At 74.2% G+C, this 14,891-nt stretch carries 10 protein-coding genes; 2 read left to right on the forward strand and 8 right to left on the reverse strand.

The window, feature by feature from the left end:
* Position 1 precedes the first annotated feature (1 nt).
* The 5 genes from ACGF0D_RS40435 to ACGF0D_RS40455 form a co-directional block, all read right to left on the reverse strand.
* Positions 2 to 2,602 carry a BTAD domain-containing putative transcriptional regulator gene (locus ACGF0D_RS40435; RefSeq protein ID WP_392925195.1) on the reverse strand — a complete coding sequence of 867 codons (2,601 nt, stop codon included), beginning with the start codon at positions 2,600 to 2,602 and terminating at the stop codon, positions 2 to 4.
* Between the two features lie 115 nt (positions 2,603 to 2,717).
* On the reverse strand, positions 2,718 to 3,689 hold the full coding sequence (locus ACGF0D_RS40440) for an AfsA-related hotdog domain-containing protein (protein WP_392872660.1): 972 nt from the start codon (positions 3,687 to 3,689) through the stop codon (positions 2,718 to 2,720).
* A gap of 389 nt (positions 3,690 to 4,078) precedes the next feature.
* Positions 4,079 to 5,725: a trypsin-like serine protease gene (locus tag ACGF0D_RS40445; protein ID WP_392925197.1), complete on the reverse strand. Its 1,647-nt coding sequence runs from the start codon at positions 5,723 to 5,725 to the stop codon at positions 4,079 to 4,081.
* A gap of 49 nt (positions 5,726 to 5,774) precedes the next feature.
* Positions 5,775 to 6,299, reverse strand: a complete 525-nt coding sequence (locus ACGF0D_RS40450) for a hypothetical protein (RefSeq protein WP_392925199.1) — start codon at positions 6,297 to 6,299, stop codon at positions 5,775 to 5,777.
* Positions 6,300 to 6,355: 56 nt separating this feature from the next.
* Positions 6,356 to 6,847, reverse strand: a complete 492-nt coding sequence (locus ACGF0D_RS40455) for a hypothetical protein (protein ID WP_392925201.1) — start codon at positions 6,845 to 6,847, stop codon at positions 6,356 to 6,358.
* Positions 6,848 to 7,267: 420 nt separating this feature from the next.
* Between ACGF0D_RS40455 and ACGF0D_RS40460 the strand changes: the two genes are divergently transcribed.
* Both ACGF0D_RS40460 and ACGF0D_RS40465 read left to right on the forward strand, forming a co-directional pair.
* Positions 7,268 to 11,314, forward strand: a complete 4,047-nt coding sequence (locus tag ACGF0D_RS40460) for a polymorphic toxin-type HINT domain-containing protein (protein WP_392925203.1) — start codon at positions 7,268 to 7,270, stop codon at positions 11,312 to 11,314.
* Entirely contained in the window at positions 11,307 to 11,645 is a 339-nt protein-coding gene (locus ACGF0D_RS40465; protein WP_392925205.1) for a hypothetical protein, read from the forward strand. Before ACGF0D_RS40460 ends, ACGF0D_RS40465 begins: the two co-directional genes overlap by 8 nt.
* A 150-nt stretch (positions 11,646 to 11,795) precedes the next feature.
* Here ACGF0D_RS40465 and ACGF0D_RS40470 read toward each other — a convergent pair whose 3' ends face one another.
* From ACGF0D_RS40470 to ACGF0D_RS40480, 3 genes are all read right to left on the reverse strand, one after another.
* Positions 11,796 to 12,704 (reverse strand): phosphotransferase family protein, encoded by a 909-nt coding sequence (locus tag ACGF0D_RS40470; protein WP_392925207.1) that lies wholly within the window; start codon positions 12,702 to 12,704, stop codon positions 11,796 to 11,798.
* 57 nt (positions 12,705 to 12,761) lie between these two features.
* The gene (locus ACGF0D_RS40475; RefSeq protein WP_392925208.1) at positions 12,762 to 13,814 is read right to left on the reverse strand and encodes a methyltransferase; all 1,053 of its coding nucleotides are present in this window, start codon (positions 13,812 to 13,814) and stop codon (positions 12,762 to 12,764) included.
* Positions 13,815 to 13,966: 152 nt separating this feature from the next.
* Positions 13,967 to 14,891, reverse strand: a 925-nt coding sequence (locus ACGF0D_RS40480) for an aminotransferase class I/II-fold pyridoxal phosphate-dependent enzyme (RefSeq protein ID WP_392925210.1), incomplete at its 5' end; no start/stop codon positions are given.

The following is a 14,891-nucleotide window of genomic DNA, read 5'->3' on the forward strand; positions in this document are numbered from 1 at the left end:
GTCAGCGCAGGACGTACGGGGCCGGCCGGGGAAGGCGCCAGACGCCGGGGCGGAACTCGACGGGCCGGGCCGCGGCCGGCCGGTCGCCGTGCAGCGCGTGGATCGCGCGGCGGGCGAAGGACTCCAGCCGCCGGTCGTGCAGGGCGAGGGCGAGGTCGCGGCAGGCGGTGAAGTGGGCGAGGGCGCCGAGGTGGTCCTCGCCCGCCAGGGCCAGCAGGGCCAGCGCGCGCCGCACCTCGAACCGGGGGCGCGGTTCGGCGACGTCGGGGGCGGCCGCGAGCAGCTCCGCCGCCGCGCCGAACTCGCCGCGGTCGCACCGGAGTTCGGCCAGCCCCACCAGGGTGAGGGCGAGTTCGGCGCGGTCGCCGGTCTCCTCCGTGATCCGCCGGGCCAGCTCGTAGCGCTCCTCGGCCTGGGCCGGGCGCCGCTGCTCCCAGGCGAGGTCACCGAGGGAGCGGAGCAGGCGGCCCTCGGCGGCGCGGTCGCCGCAGCGGCGGGCCGCGTCGAGGGCGAGGGTGTGCGTCCGCGCCCAGGCGCCCCAGTCGGCGTGCGCCTCGAGGTGGCCGCGCAGCGCGCCCGCGAGCCGTACCACCGCGGCCCAGCGGCCGTACCCGTGGGCCTGCCGGACGGCCCGGACCAGCGCGTCACGTTCCCGGGTGAACCAGTCGGAGGGCCGCAGCTGGGCGGTGTCCCACCGGGCGCCGTCGGCCGACAGGCCGTGCGTCAGTACGGCGGTGACCTGGGTGGCGGCCCGGGCGTACTCCGTGCAGAGCCGCTCCACGGCGGCCGCGGCCTCCGCGGGCCCCTCCTCGTCCGCCAGCCGTTCCACGGCCAGCACCCGCAGCAGCTCCGGCAGCCGGTAGCGCCCCTGCTCGGGGCCCGCCACCAGCAGCCGGTCGTCGACCAGTTCGTCCAGCAGCCGGGTGGTCTCCGAGCGCGGCAGCCCCAGCACGGCGTCCGCCGCGGCCGGCCCGAACGGCCCGGCCGGCAGCAGCCCGAGCAGCCGGAACGCCCACCGCAGCACCGGACCGGCGTCGCGGTAGGCGCGCACCAGCGCGGCCCGCGCGTCGAGCCCGCCGATCCGCAGCTCGCCGAGCCGGGTCCGCTCCTCGCGCAGCCGCTCCACCAGCGTGGCCGCGCTCCAGTGCGGACGGGCCGTCAGCTGGGCCCCGGCGATCCGGACGGCGAGCGGCAGGTGGCCGCACAGCTCCAGCAGCTCGGTGACGGCCTCCGGCTCGGCCGCCTCCCGCCCGTGGCCCGCCACCGCGGCGAACAGCCGCCGGGACTCGGCCGGATCGGGCACGTCCAGCACCACCGGCCGGATCCCGCCGAGCCCCACCGGCAGCCGGCGGCCGGTGACGATCGCGGCGCTGCCCGGGGTGCCGGGCAGCAACGGGCGCAGCTGCGCCTCGGAGTCGACGTTGTCCAGCACCAGCAGCAGCCGGCGCCCGGTCAGTTCCTGCTGCCAGGTGTCCAGGAGCTCTCCGGCGCCGGCGCCGGCGGCCGGCCGGACCCCGAGCCGGCGCAGCAGGGCGGTGACCGCCTCGACCGCGCCCAGCGGCCGGCCGGGCTCGGGCTGGAGGTCGAGGAAGAGCCGGCCGTCGGGGAAGGCGGGCCCGCTGCGGTGGGCGGCCTCCAGGGCGAGGGCGGTCTTGCCCACCCCGGGCTGGCCGGCGATCGCGACGAACGCGCCGGCGGGCGCGTTCCGCAGGAACTCCTCGACCAGGGCCAGGGCGGGCCCGCGGCCGGTGAAGGCCGGGTCGGCGGCGGGCAGCGCGGTGCCGGCCCGGACGTCGGGCGGCTCGGCGGCCGGCCCGCGCGGCGTGGCGGGGCCGCCCGCCGCCGGCTCCGGGGTGCGCAGCAGCCCGGGGTCGCCGGTGAGGATCCGCCCGTGCAGCCGCTGCACCGACGGGCCGGGTTCGACGCCGAGTTCGGCGACCAGGTGGGTGCGCAGCGCGGCGAAGGCCTGGAGGGCCTCGGCCTGCCGGCCGGCCCGGTAGAGGGCGAGCAGCAGGTGCTCGTGCAGCTCCTCGCGCAGCGGGTACCGCGCGGTGAGCGTGCGCAGTTCGCCGATCAGTTCGTGGTGCCGGCCGAGTTGCAGGTCGGCGTGGATCCGGTGGGCGAGGGCGGTGCTCTCGGCCTCGGCGAGCTGGGTGGCGACGGACTCCAGCAGCGGGCCGTGCGGGGTGTCGGAGAGCAGCGGGCCGCGCCGCAGAGCCGCGGCCCTGCGGTAGAGGTCGGCGGCGTCGCGGTGGTCGCCGGCGGCCAGGGCCTCCCGGCCGCGGCGGTGCAGGTCCTCCAGGGCGGCCAGGTCGAGCCCGCCCTCCTCGACGGCGAGCCGGTAGCCGCGGGCGTGGGTGAGCAGGAGGTCGCGTCCGCGCCCGGGGGCGGCGGCGTCCAGCAGCTTGCGCAGCTGGGAGATGTAGACCTGGAGCGTGGTGCTGACGGTGCGCGGCGGCGCGTCCCGCCACAGCTCGGCCACCAGGGTGTCGACCGTCACGACCTGGTTGGCCTGCACCAGCAGGGTGCCCAGGACGGTCCGCACCTTCGGGGGCCCCGGGGTGAGCGGTACCGCCGGTCCCCCGTCCCCCTCGATCTCCATCGGTCCCAGGATCCGGAACCTCACCCCTGCCCCCCGTCTGCTCCGCCCGTCATCCGCTCCCCGCGGCGACGCCCCCGTCTGCCACCTCGTCCGTCCCCCGTGGAGTCCGTCCCCCTCAGAAGTCCTGGACGACGAGCGTCCGGGCCTCCCCGACGGTCACCCGGTCCTGGACCAGGGTGACGGTGACCGGGACGGCGGGCCGGCCGGCCGCGTCCCGGTCGAGCGCCCCGGGGACGGCCGCGCAGCGCAGCGGCGAGGCGGACCTGGGCCGGCCGTGGAAACGGATCTCGCAGCCGGCCGGCACGGACCGCTCGGGCACCAGCCCGACGGCCCGTCCGGCGGTCAGCACCGCGCACTGCCGTACGGCCTCCAGCAGCAGAGTGCCGGACAGCCGTCCGCCGGCGGCGGCGCCGAGCGCCGGGTTCTGCCGGCTGGGCAGCACCCAGGTGCTGAGCCGGCCGCTGGGCGCCGGGGTGGGTTCGGCGACGACCACGTTGGCCGGGTCGAGCCGGCCGACCTCGGCCGGGGTGACCGGCCGCACGGCCGGGGCCGGCCAGGCGGCCCGCAGCGGCCAGCCGGGGCCGCCGCGGGTGGCCGGGGCGAACGCGAGGGCCGCGGCGCCGGTCGCGCACGGCACGTCGTCCAGCGAGACGTCCAGCCGCAGGTCCAGTCCGGACGGCGCCCCGGACGCGGTGCCGGTGGGGGCGGCCCACAGTTCGACGGTCATCCGGGCCGGGTCGGGGCCGGTGCGCCAGGCGGCGAGATCGGTGAGCCGCAGGCCGAACCGCTGGTAGAGTCCGGGCCGGTCGGCGGCGATGCCGAAGTACTGGCGGCCGATGAACTCGCCGGTCTCCTGGAGGGCTTCGGCGACCACCAGCGGGTCGTGGAATTGGCCGGGCCCGTCGTTGAACAGCGGGTGGTCGCCGGGCATGTCGCCGGTGAGCAGGAAGCGGTCCTCGCCGGTGGCGGGGGCCGCGAGCAGGTAGCGGTCCCACGAGGGAGGGCAGTGCACCAGGTGCCGCACGCCCCGGCGGACCGGCGCCGCGGCGGGTGCCGGGGCGACGATCGCGGTGCTCTCGATGGTCATGGTGGTTCCCTCACCCGGCTGCTCGGCGGCCGCGGTGTCGACGGGCCCAGGGTCAGCATGACCCCGCGGCGCGCCCGAGGACAGCCCGTCACGGTGGCAGCAAGCTGCACCGCCGGTTTTCCCACCCGCCGTCCGGCTCCTGCCCGTCGCCGGGGGCACCGCCCTCCCGGGCCGCGCTCCGTCCGCGGACCCGCCGCCGCGGCCACCGTCGGCGGGGTCCCGCAAGAGGCGAAGTGCCGCCCAGGATAGACGGGTTCGCCCGCCGTGTGGTGACGTCCACAGGACCGGCCGGATTCGGCAGGAGCAGCCGGCCGCCCTCGGACATGGCGAGAGCGTCCTGGTGTGGGAGCGTGTCCGCTCCCACACCAGGACGCTCGGTGAACCACCGGTCAGAGGGAGCTGGTGATCACGGTTCCGGTGTGGTTGCCGGGGATCGCGGTGAGGTTGAGGTTCTCGGGGGCGTCCCAGCCGCCGTCGGCGTGGCGGGCGGTGAGCAGGACCTTGTTGTCGTTGGTGGTGACGGCGAACACGGCGTCGGTGTCGACGGTGGCGGCGCTGATGCCGGTACCGGCGACGTTCCCGACGACGCTGCCGAGCGACCTGACCGGCTGCCAGCTGCCGCTGGCGTAGCGCATGGTGTGGTACTGGCCGTCGCTCGCGATCAGGGCGAGGTTGAGGTCGTTGTTCTGCCGGGTGACGGCAACCGCGCTCACCGGAGCGGTGGCACCGGCGGCCTCGGCGACCGAGCCCCAGCGGGACCAGCTTCCGGTGGCGAAACGGGCCGTGTGGTAGACCTTCCCGCCCGACACGGCGGCGATGTGCAGCTCCCCGCCCGCGGCACCGGCCGCCGAGATCGACGTGATCCCGCTCAGCGGACCGGTCACGTCGGTGACCACCTTGAACGACGTCCACTGCCCGTTCTCCGAGCGGACGTTGTGGAACAGGTAGCCGTCCGCGACGACGACCACGTGCAGGTCACCGCCGACGGAGGCGACGGTCACCTGGGTGATGTTGCCGAGGTCGGACACCGTCGTGTTCAGGTCGACGAACTTCTGCCCCCAGCCGCCGTCGAGGTTGTGCACGGCGTAGTGCAGGTGCCCGTCACCACCGAGCGCGACGACATGGGTGTCACCGTTGATGCCGACCGAGGAGGCGGCCCGCACACCACCGATGTTCCCGGCCGCGGCCTGGACGTCCTCGTACGGGGTCCAGGAGCCGTCGTAGAGGCGGGACGCGAAGTAGAGGTTGGCGTCGCTGCGCACCAGGGCCTGGGTCTTCCAGCCCACGGCCGTCGCGCGGACCTGCTGCACCCAGCCGGCGACGTCGTCGGTACGGGAGTTGTAGGCGCCGGTGCGGGTCTCGGTGGCGGGCACGCCCACGCAGCCGCCCTGCCAGGAGCGGGAGGCGACGGCCACCAGCTCGGCCTTGCCGTTGACCTCGCGGACCACCGGGGCACCGGTGTCGCCCTTGCAGATCGCCGCGCCGCCCGTGCCGGTGGTGCCGATGCCGGTCGCGCTCACGGTGTCCAGGCTGAACGCGCCGCTGTGCAGCTTGTTCGGCACCCACTCGTCCTTGGTCCGCCCGTAGGCGGGCACCTTCAGCGTCTGCCCGGCGACGGGCGCGGCGGTGGCCACCGGCAGCGTGGCGACACCGTCGACGGGCGTGGCCAGACGGGCCATCACCAGATCACGGTCGGCACGCGGAACCAGCGCGGAAACCTCCGCCGACTTGCCGCCGACGGTCACGGTCGTCTTCCACTTCGGCGCGCCCGCCGCCAGCGCCTGCGGCTGCGCCGGGTCGTCGGCGAAGCAGGACGCGGCGGTGAGCACCCAGGAGCGGTCCACCAGCGCGCCGGTGCAGGACCGCACGTTGTCACCGATCGCCAGACGCGCGGCGAAGGCGTACGAGCCGTCGGCGGCGGCGTCGCCGACGACTGCGCCGGCCGGGGGCGTGGCGAGGGTGGTCAGGGCGCCGGCGGCGATGACGGTGGCCAGGGCGCCCGCCCGCAGGTTGCGGGGCGAGGAGTTGCGAAGCATGTGTGTTCCCGGAGGTGAGAGGTTGGTGCGTGGATGCGGGCGGTGGCTGTCAGCCGGTGACGGTGAGCTCGGTGATGCCGGCCGGGTTGCCGCTGGTGCCTTCGCCGATGCCCTTGAAGCCGTCCTTGGGGACGTCGAGGGTCTGGGCGGCTCCGTCGACGGTGAGGCCGACCTTCAGTGAGCGTCCGCCGCTGGTCTGGACGGCGAAGACGTCGGGCAGCTGGAGGGTGAGGGTGCCGGTGGTGCCGGCGACGGTGAAGCAGATCCGGTTGTCCGGGTTGCCCGGGGCGCGGGTCCAGATCTGGATCTGGGTGGGCTTGGCGCAGTCGCCGAGCAGGATGTGGCCGTCGCCGCGTCCCAGTTTGACCTTGGTGACGGTGTCGGCGCCGGGGTAGGTGAAGTCCTCGACGGCCGGGGGTGCGGCGGAGTTGTCGGCGGGGGGCGGGGTGGTGTCGGCGGAGGCGATCGCGGTGGCTCCGGCGAGGGCGGTCGCGGTCACGGCGGCGGCGGCGAGCCACCGGCGTGCGGTGGTGCGGCCGGTCCTCCGGGTGTCGCGGAGGGGGGTGTGGGTCACCTGGGGCTCCATCGGGAAAGGTGAGCGGGGCCGGTGGGGAGCGGTGCCGGTGGGGGTCAGCCGGTGATGCGCAGTTCGAGGAGCGCGGCGGGCTTGCCGTTGCCGGTGCCGCTGCCGATGCCGACGCTGGCGGCGGTGCCCTTGGCGATGTCGACGCTCTGGGTGCCGTCGACGGTGGTGAGCTTGGCGTTGACCGAGTAGTTGTCGGTGCGGATGCGGAAGACGTTGGGCACCTCGAGGGCGAGGTAGCCGGTGCTGCTGGTGGCGCGGAAGCAGATCTGGTTGCCGCTGCTGTTGGGCAGGTCGAAGCTGAGCACGCTGATCTGGTTGTCCACGGCGCAGTCGGACAGCATGATGTGGCCGTCGCCGCGCAGCAGCTTGACGTTCGGGTACGGGGCCGGGCCGGGGTGGTTGAAGTCCTCGACCGCCACCGGCGCGGTCGAGTTGTCCGCGGGGGAGCCATCGGCGGAGGCGAGCGCGGTGGCGCCCAGCGTCGCGGCCAGAGCGATGGTGCCGCCAACAAGCCAGCGGGACACGTGCTTTGCCATGCCTAATCCTTTTCGTTCATCTGGTGTTGCCCTGATGGGCAGATCCACGGATTGGTGCGAACCGGCCCGAATGTCAGGCGAACCGACCTGCGGTGACAATGCGTCAATCCCTGTGGGCGTGCTCGTGTCGGATGGGATGCCGCCTTTGTCGCCCCCTGGTGGAATCGAGCCCATCGAAGCAGATGCGCCGACGGCTCGACAACTGTTTCCATGGTCAACTTGGATGAGATGTCATGATTTCCAAGGCAATGGGGGGTTCCTGATGGTGTGTTGCTTTTGATTGGCTATGCCCGTGACCGGGGGTCTCATTGCGTTCGCTTTGCGTGCAACTTCGTGACTTCGTAGGCGTTCTGTTGGGGTTTCATTTGTCGTAGGCTCCGCTGCGGCCGGGATTGGCCGGCGCCGACAGCGGAGGTTCTGATGCACCATTCGATATCCGGCTCACGACGGCGGAGGAGGGGGAGGCCGCCGCTGCTGGGCAGGCTCTCCCTGAGCCTGCTGCCGCTCGCCCTGGCGGCGGGTCTGGTGGGGGCGGGCATTCCGAATGCCGCTGCCGTTGAACCGGCCGGCGGGCAGGTCGAGCAGAGTGCGCGCGAGCTCGCCCTGGAGGCGTGGCTCGACGGTGGTCCCCGTGTCCACCAGCTTGCCGAGGCCGCGCTGGCCGGGTCCGACCAGGATGTGAAGCAGTTCGTCGACAACGAACTCGCCGGGGCGCAGCACCTGGACGACCTGCTGGCCGCCTCACAGATCGAGAGCGTGGGCGGGCCGAAGGTCCGCGAAGCCGCGGACAAGGCCATCGGCGGCACTGCCGACGAGCTGCGTACGTTCCTCGAGAGCGGTTGGCAAGCCGCGCTGGACGCGGACCGGCGCCTGATGATCGCCCGGCTCACCGACCCTGCGACGGGCGCCGGACGCGGTATCCAGGCCGCCGGTGACGCGGCGCTGCGCAGCAACAGCAGCGACGACCTGCAGCGTTTCCTGACCGAAGGCCAGTTCACCGCCAAGGATGCCGACGACCGGGTCAAGCTGGTCCAGATCCTGAGCGCGGGCGGGACGAACACCCAGGCTGCGGCACGCGCGGCGCTGAACGGGTCCATCGAGGACGTCCGCGACTTCCTCGCGGTCGGCCAGTACATCGCGCAGAACCGTGACCAGGAGCGCGCGAGCATCGCGCAGCTGGTCCAGCAGACGAAGGATGCGGGCGCGCAGGCGGCCCAGGAGACGGCCGCGGCGATCGACGCCCAGGTGACGGCCGTCAAGAGGTCGGAGGACGCCAAGAGGGACGCCGCCCTCGCTGCGGTCGAGACCCAGCAGGCCGGAAACGACACGGCCAAGGCCACCGAGGCGGCGAACAAGGCCGCGACGGCGGCCGAGCGGGCCGGTGCGGCGGCGCAGACGGCGATGACGGCGGCCCGCGCGGCCAATGCCTCCGCGAGGGCCGCCGCCTACGCGGCGTCGAACGCGGCCGCCGCGGCCGCCGGGGCGGAGCGAGCCGCGGCCAACGCGCGGACCGCTGCTGCTGCCGCGGCCGGCGACGCGACGAAGGCGCACGAGGCGCGGGTCGCCGCCGATGCCGCCACTGCCGCGGGCAAGCTCCTCGCGGAGGCGAATGCCACGCTCGTCAAGGCGGACGAGGCCGCCAAGAGCAGCAAGGACGCGGCGGGCGCCGCGTTGAGTGCCAAGGGCAACGCCGATTCCGCGTCGGTTTCCGCCGAACAGGCGGGTGCCTACGCGGACAGCGCCGGCGGGCAGTCGGTGAAGGCCCGGCGGGCCGCCGAGGCGACGCGCCGCCAGGCCGCCGAGGCCGGCCGCGCGGCCGCCGCTTCCCAGCAGCTGGCCGGGGAGGCCGCGACGCAGGCTGAGAACGCGAAGGCACTGCTGGCGTCCGCGGCCGGTCACGCTGCCGCCGCGGCGCAGGCCGCCCGGGACGCCGCCGACCACGCGGGCCAGAGCGCGAACGCCGCGCAGGAGTCCACCGACCACGCGAACGCCGCCTCCGGATTCGCCGCTGAGGCCCAGAAGGCGGTGAACCAGGCCAACACCATCCAGGACCTGGCACGCCGCACCGAGGTCGAGGACCTGGCCAACCGCACCGCCGCGGCTGTGGAGAAGACCCGCCAGGCCAAGGCCGACGAGACGACGAAGCAGGAGCAGACCGCCCAGGCCGCCCAGGACGTCCAGAAGGCCAAGGCCGAGGCCGACCGTCTCGCCCAGGCCGTCGACCAGCCGGGCGCCACGCCGGAGCAGGTTGCCACCGACGGCCGCAAGCTGGCCCTGATCTCCCGCAAGATCTCCGGGGAGTGGGGAGCCTCGGCAGCCGATGCAGCCCTCACCGGCACGGAGAGCGCCGTCTTCACCTACCTCAAGACCGGTCGCCGGGAGGCCGAGGATCGTGACGCGCGCGACCGCGTCACCCGGATCTACACGGACTCCGGCAACGATGCGGTCCGCACCGCCGCGTACACCGCGCTTCAGGGAGACGCCACCCAGATCGGCGCATTCCTGAGCAGCGGCCAGTACGAGGCAGCGGCGCCGGAGAACCGGCTGACGGTCACCCGTATCAGCGACAAGGCCGGCCCGGCCGTCAAGGCCGCCGCCGACGCCGCGCTGCGGACCAACACGCCCGCCGCCCTGCGGGACTTCCTGGGCAAGGGCCTGTTGGACGCGCAAGCCGCCGACGACCGGCTCACCGCCACCCGGCTGGAGGACGCCCCGACCACGGAGCCCGAGCTCAAGGCCGCGGCGAAGATCGCCCTCGAAGGCCCCGTGCAGGGCCTGCGTGCCTTCGTGGCCGAGGGCCAGTACAGCGCCCAGCAGAAGGACCAGCTCGCCGCCGTCCACGTCGCGGACGTCAAGGGCCTGATCGCCGAGGCCACCGCCGTCTCCGCGATCGCCCAGAAGAACGCGGCCACGGCCCAGGCCGCCGCCGCCAACGCCCGTGACGCTGCCAACGAGGCCAGGGGCTACGAGGCCAATGCCCAGGCGTCGGCCAACACCGCCGCCGAGCACGTCGCCAAGGCCCAGGCCGCCGCGGACGCCGCCCAGGCCGACGCAGCCCAGGCCGCGGCTGCCGCGAAGGCCGCCAACGCCGCCAAGGCCTCCGCCAACCGCGACGCCGCCAAGGCCCTGTACTCCGCCAACCAGGCAGATCTGTCGGCGAAGCAGGCGCGGGGAGCCGCGGCTGCGGCCAACGTTTCGGCGAGCGAGGCCCGTGCCTCCGCCGAGGCGGCGGGCAAGGACGCCCAGGCCGCCCAGACCTCCGCCGACGAGGCCCACGCGGACTACCAGGCCAAGTACGACGCGGAGGAGAAGGCCCGGCTCGCCAGGCTCGAAGCCGAGCGCAAGGAGGCCGAGAGGCAGGCCCAGCTCGAGAAGCAGAAGCAGGACTCGATCGCGGCGATCGAGGAGGAGATCAAGAAGGCGAAGGAGGACAGCGAGAACGTCAGTTACCTCTACCACCTGTTCTCGGAGAGCGTCCACCTCACCCTCGACGTCATCGGCGGTGCGGGCGGGGTGATCGCCCCGGGCCTCGCCGACGTCGCCGACCTCATCAACTGCGCCTACTACGCCGTCGAGGGCCGCACCACCGAGGCGCTCACCTCCTGCATCGGTGCGATCCCCCTCGTGGGTGACGGTGCCGCCGTCGCCAAGCTCGCCCAGTGGGCCAAGAAGTTCGGGTCCTGGGGCGAGAAGGCCGTCGAGTTCATCAAGAAGCTCGTCGGACGGCTGCCTCCGCCCTGCCCCGGGCGGAACAGCTTCCCGGCCGGCACCCGCGTTCTGATGGCCGACGGCTCCACCCGGGCGATCGAGACGGTCCGGATCGGCGACGAGGTCCTCGCCACCGATCCCACCACCGGGCTGACCGGTCCCCGCAGGGTCTCGGCCACCATCTACGGCCCGTACGACCGTGACTTCACGGACATCTCGATCGGCGCGGGGCAGGCCCTGACCAGCACCGACCACCACCCCTTCTGGTCCGAGAACCAGAAGAAGTGGATCGACGCCGTCGACCTCAAGGCCGGCGACGAACTGCGCGACTCGGCCGGCCAGGCCCAGCACATCGAGGACGTCCGGCACTGGAACACCCTCCAGCCCGCCTACAACCTCACCATCGAGGACCTCCACACCTACTACGTCCTCGCCGGTGAGACGCCGGTCCTGGTGCACAACGACGAGGACGTGTGCCACATATGGGTGTCCGAGTGGGACAGCCTGCCGAGCGGGAAGCAGAACCACGTCAAGGAACTCCCCACCGAGGCGGAGATGCGCGCGCTCTTCGACCGCTGGACGGCCGGCGCGGAGCGGCTCCCCGCGCGCGGTCCGATCATCCCCGACGTGTTCCGGCTCAAGGACGGCACCGTCGTGCAGTGGAGGACGAAGTCCAGCAGTCCTCCCCACGGGGCGACGATCGACATCTCCCCCGGCAGCGGGGGGAAGGACCGGAAGGTTCACTTGCCGCATGGTTGACAACAGAGTCTTCGCTGACGTGCTGATCGAAGGTCTGGACGACTGGGTCCCCATCGATCAGCTTCTCTGGGCTGCGAAGGAGGAAACTGCCGGGCCCCAGTGGAGAGCGTTTTTCGTCGAACTGCTCCGCCACCTGCTCGACAACGGCTTGATCCGGATCGGTGAACTCGTCGAAGAGGGGTTCTCGCCGTGGGGCGGAGGGACGGACGACGTCGTCCGGCTGGTGACCGACGACCTCGATCGTCTCGACTGGGAGCCCAGGCTGGGCAGCCGCGCCTGGCTCTGCAACACGGAAGCAGGAAATGATCTCGCTCGGTCGCTGACCGGCTGACAACGCTGACCGTGGGCAGCCGGTGGACCACCGGCTGCCCACGGTTCCCGCAGGATGATGCGGCACGTCGCTGGTTCGGTCAGGCTGCGACGAACTCGTACGACACGCCCGGTCGGGGTTTCCCGGCCGGGCGTTCTGCGTTGTCGGCCGTCAGGCGTGGGTGAGGCGCAGGGCCAGGTCGCGGGCGTGGGCGGTGGCGGTGGGGGCGCGGGCGGGGTCGGGGGCTTCGGAGAGGAAGACCAGGGCGAGCATCAGGGCGGCGTCCAGGCGGCAGGCGAGGAGGCAGGGGTCGTCCTCGGCGGGGACGGGGGCGAGGGTGGCGTAGCCGGCGCGCAGGGCGGTGAGGTCGAGGTCGTTCTCCGGGTAGCGGGCGTATTCGGCGAGGCGGCCGAACTCCAGGGCGGGGGTGCCGAGCAGGGCGTTCGACCAGTCCAGGAGGGCGGTGGTGCGGCCCTGGTGGCGGCGGATGTTGGAGCTGCGGACGTCGAGGTGGAGGAGGCTGTCCCCGGTGAGCGGGGAGAGGTGGCGGGCGAGGAGCCCGGGGGTCGGGGGCGCGGGCCAGTCGTCGACGCGGTGGGCGAGTTCGGCCCAGCGGCGGGCTATCCGGGCGGTGAGGGCCTCGGCGGTGGTGCCGCCCTCGGCGGCGACGGGGCGCAGCCGCGGCGGGGGCACCCGGTGGAGCCGGGCGAGGAGCTCCCCGAGGGCGTGGGAGTCGAGCGGGGTGCCGTCGTCGGGGACGTAGTCGGAGAGCAGCACGTCGGGGGAGTCGGGGTCGTCGGCGAGGACCAGCTCCCGGACCCGGGCGACGGGCAGACCGTGCTCGGCCAGGTGCCGGGCGATGGCGTGCTCCTGGACGAGCAGGGTTCGGGTGTCCACGTGCGGGTCGTTGGCGTTGGAGTCGAAGCGGCGGTGCGCGAGCCGGACGGCGACCGGTGCGCCGTCCCGCGCCCGGGCCCGGAACACGGTGAACTCCAGCCCCTTGCCGACGAGTTCGAGGCCGCTGAGACCCCACTGTTCGGCCAGTCGGTCCAGCGCGGCGAAGCGTTCGCTCATGGGCATCCTCGGAGGTTACGTGACGGACGGACGGACGGGCGAAGGCGGTCGGTGGCGAGCGGTTCAGTCGGCGGCGACCGCCTCCACCACGGACAGCACCGTCCCCGTGGGCAGGATCCGGGACAGCCGCAGGCCGGCCCGGTCGAACAGCTCCGTGAAGTCCGCCTCGGTGCGCTCGCGGCCGGTGAGCGAGGCCATCATCATCAGGTCCAGGGTCTTGGCCTGGTGGGGCGCGTTGTCCCGGGGGACCACGGCGTCCAGGACCAGCACCCGGCCGCCGGGGCGCAGGGCGCGCCGACAGTGGCCCAGCAGGGTGGCGCACTGGTCGTCGTCCCAGTCGTGGGTGATCCGCTTGAGCAGCAGGACGTCCCCGGCGGGCACCCCGGTGAAGAAGTCGCCCTCCGCCGTGCTCCAGCGGCCCGCGACCTCCTTGTCGCCGTCCAGCCGGTGGCCGGCCAGCACGTGGGCGCGGTCGTACAGCACGCCCTCCAGGCCGGGGTTGCGGCGCAGCACCTCCAGCAGCAGCCCGCCGTGGCCGCCGCCGACGTCCACCACCGTGCCGGTGTCGGGGAAGTCGCAGGCGGCCGCGACGGGGGCGTTCTCCGGGTCGGACATCGCCGCCATGCCGACGTGGAAGACGGCGGCGGTCTCCTCGTCCCGGGCGAAGTGGTCGAAGAACGGCATCCCGAAGACGGAGTCGAAGGCCGTGGTGCCCTCGGTGAGGCAGTGCGCCATCCGCTCGGCCGGCCGCCAGAAGGTCCGGTCGGTGAGCATCCGCACCGCGCTGCGCGCGGAGTACGGGACGTCGCTGCGCAGCGCCTGCCCGGTCTCGGTCAGCGTGAAGCGGCCCTGCTCGTCCTCGGCCACCACGTCGCGGGTGGCGAGCAGGCGCAGCACCCGGTACAGGTTGCGGGCGTCCGTGCCGGTGGCGGCGGCGAGTTCGGCGGCGGTGGCCGGGCCGTCCGCGAGGGCGTCGGCCACCCCGGTGTCGGCGGCGGCGCGCAGGGCCGCGGGGAAGACGAAGCCGAGCGCCTCGTCGACGAGGAAGGCGGACGAGCGGCGCAGGGTCTCCTCGGTGGGCTGGTGTCCGGCGGGCCGGTTCTCGTCGTGCGGCATGGGTCCTCCTCGGTGGGCTGCGGTGCTCGCGCCGGGAGACTGCCCCAGCGTGGCCGCGCCGAAGCGCACCGTCACCATCCGGGGTCGACACGTACGCCGGAAGGGGCGCCCTCGACGGGACGCCCCTTCCGGGTGGGCCGGGACCGTACGGGTCAGGAGTGCGCGGTGAGCAGCGCGGCCAGCCCGTCCAGCCCCCGGTCGACGGTGGCCGGGTCGACCTGGCTGACGGAGAGCCGCAGTTGGTGCTCCCCGCCCGCCCCCGGGTAGAAGTGCGACATCGGCGTCCAGATCACCCCGTACTCCGAGGCCGAGTGCTCCAGCAGCGCGTCGTCCACCACGCACGGCACCGTGAGCACCAGGAAGAACCCGCCGCGCGGCTCGTTCCAGGTCACCCCGCTGCCGGGCGGGAAGCGCCGGGCCAGGCCCTCCAGCACCAGCGAGAGGTTGCGCCGGTAGAGCGCGGCCACCTCGGTGTTGGCGGCCCGCAGGCTGTGGCCGTGCTCCAGCAGCGCGCCGCCGATCACCGCCTGGGCGATCGGCGAGGTGTTCACCGTGGTCATGCTCTTGATCATGCCGAGCAGGTCGGCGAACAGCGCGGTGCCGCCCTGCCCGTCCGCCACCAGCTGGTCCGCCACCACGTACCCGACCCGGGCGCCCGGCAGGGCCGTCTTGGCGAAGGAGCCGAGGTGGACCACCCGCCGCCCGGTGTCCAGCGCCTTGAGCGAGGGCAGCCGCTCCTCACCGGCGAAGACGCAGTACGGGTTGTCCTCCAGCAGCAGGAAGTCCTCCTCGCCGGCCAGCGCCAGCAGCTCCCGGCGCAGCTCCAGCGGCAGGCTGGCCCCGCTCGGGTTGGCCACGTCCGGCACCAGGTACAGCGCCCGCGGGCGCAGTCCCTCGGCCCGGGCGGCGGCCAGCTGCCGGCGCAGGTCGGCGAGGTCCACGCCGTGCGGGGCGGCGGCGCCGGCCCCCCCCCGCCGGGGGGCCCCCCCCCGCCCGCGGGCGCCCCCCCCCGGGGGGGGGGGCGGCCCGCCCCCCCCCCCCGGGGCCGCGGCGGCCCGCCCCCCCCCCCACGCACCA

It is taken from the genome of Kitasatospora sp. NPDC048298 (assembly GCF_043201465.1).
In the GTDB taxonomy this organism is placed as follows: domain Bacteria; phylum Actinomycetota; class Actinomycetes; order Streptomycetales; family Streptomycetaceae; genus Kitasatospora.

Excerpts from the sequence above, each read along its gene's own strand:
- ACGF0D_RS40470 (WP_392925207.1), bottom strand. The coding sequence starts at position 12,704 with ATGCCCATGAGCGAACGCTTCGCCGCGCTGGACCGACTGGCCGAACAG.
- ACGF0D_RS40435 (WP_392925195.1), bottom strand. The coding sequence starts at position 2,602 with ATGGAGATCGAGGGGGACGGGGGACCGGCGGTACCGCTCACCCCGGGG.
- ACGF0D_RS40465 (WP_392925205.1), top strand. The coding sequence starts at position 11,307 with ATGGTTGACAACAGAGTCTTCGCTGACGTGCTGATCGAAGGTCTGGAC.
- ACGF0D_RS40475 (WP_392925208.1), bottom strand. The coding sequence starts at position 13,814 with ATGCCGCACGACGAGAACCGGCCCGCCGGACACCAGCCCACCGAGGAG.
- ACGF0D_RS40445 (WP_392925197.1), bottom strand. The coding sequence starts at position 5,725 with ATGCTTCGCAACTCCTCGCCCCGCAACCTGCGGGCGGGCGCCCTGGCC.
- ACGF0D_RS40440 (WP_392872660.1), bottom strand. The coding sequence starts at position 3,689 with ATGACCATCGAGAGCACCGCGATCGTCGCCCCGGCACCCGCCGCGGCG.
- ACGF0D_RS40460 (WP_392925203.1), top strand. The coding sequence starts at position 7,268 with ATGCACCATTCGATATCCGGCTCACGACGGCGGAGGAGGGGGAGGCCG.
- ACGF0D_RS40455 (WP_392925201.1), bottom strand. The coding sequence starts at position 6,847 with ATGGCAAAGCACGTGTCCCGCTGGCTTGTTGGCGGCACCATCGCTCTG.